This window comes from Mesorhizobium sp. CNPSo 4661 (genome assembly GCF_057784215.1).
In genome coordinates this window covers 1-987 of sequence record NZ_JBWGIO010000076.1, presented here as the reverse complement: position 1 = coordinate 987, position 987 = coordinate 1, and the positions used below count along the sequence as shown (strand labels likewise).

1 protein-coding gene is annotated in these 987 nt (G+C 64.9%); it reads right to left on the bottom strand.

The window, feature by feature from the left end; translation table 11 throughout:
- Nucleotides 1-987: IS5 family transposase (locus AC0YKC_RS33970; protein ID WP_488514240.1), on the bottom strand; the 987-nt coding region annotated here is incomplete at both ends.

Sequence of the window (987 nt, the reverse complement as noted above, 5' to 3'; positions counted from 1 at the left end):
CAAGCAGCGATAGCCAGCAGGACGAGCGCACGCCAAAGCGCCAGTGTGGCGAGGATGAGGCGCTGGCCGGCGGCCACGAGCAGCGCATTGATGGCGTCGCCAGAATGCCCGAGAAGGAAGTTCCGGTCCAGCCGCCCGTCGGTCTTCATGTGGCCGATGGTGGCCTCGATGGCCGATCGTCGCTTCAACTCCCGCTTCATGGTGGCGGTCAGCCCACGCTTGCTGCCGGCGATCATCACCGAACCCGAACCGGCATAGTCATGGCCGCGATAGCCCTTGTCGACGTAGATGCGATCCGGCTCGACGCCGCCAATCTGCGCGGCCTGATCGACCGTCGCTGCGAGCGTGTGGCCGTCATACGGATTGCCCTCGAAGGATTTGGCGGCCAGCACGAGGCCTTCACGGTTGGTTGTTGCGATCCCGACCTTGCAGCCGAATTCGTAGGGCGCGCGGGCTTTGCCTTTCGAGATGCAGACCACCTCGGGTGCATGCATCGAATAGAGCTTGTTCTTGTCCTTCGGCCTCTGGGCCAGCAGCCGCTCGACCAACCCGAGCAGCCGAGCGAACCTGGTCTCGAGTTCACCATTGCCGGTGATCTTGCGGCTGATGTCGCGGAACACCCGGCCGAGATAGGTGCGAAGGCGCTTCAGTTCGCGCCGCATCCGTCGGAACTGCCGGGCATGGGCATAGCGGCCGGCGCGTACCGCTGCGGCCTTGGCCAGTCGAGCGTGGCTCTGCCTGAGCACGACACCATACCGCTTCGCCTGGCGCGCCAGGATCTGGATCGCCTTCAGGTAAAGCCGGCTGTCGGTCGGATGAGCGATCGCTTTCGGCTGCACCGTCGTGTCGACGGTGATCCGCTCCAGCGAATTCGGCTTGGCGGTCGCGCTGTCGAGCGCCGCCTCGACGCTCGCCTTCAGCATTTCTTCCAGACCCTCCGGTCCAATCCGCTTGCGCCAACGTGTCATCGTGCTGGCGTCGATCGGC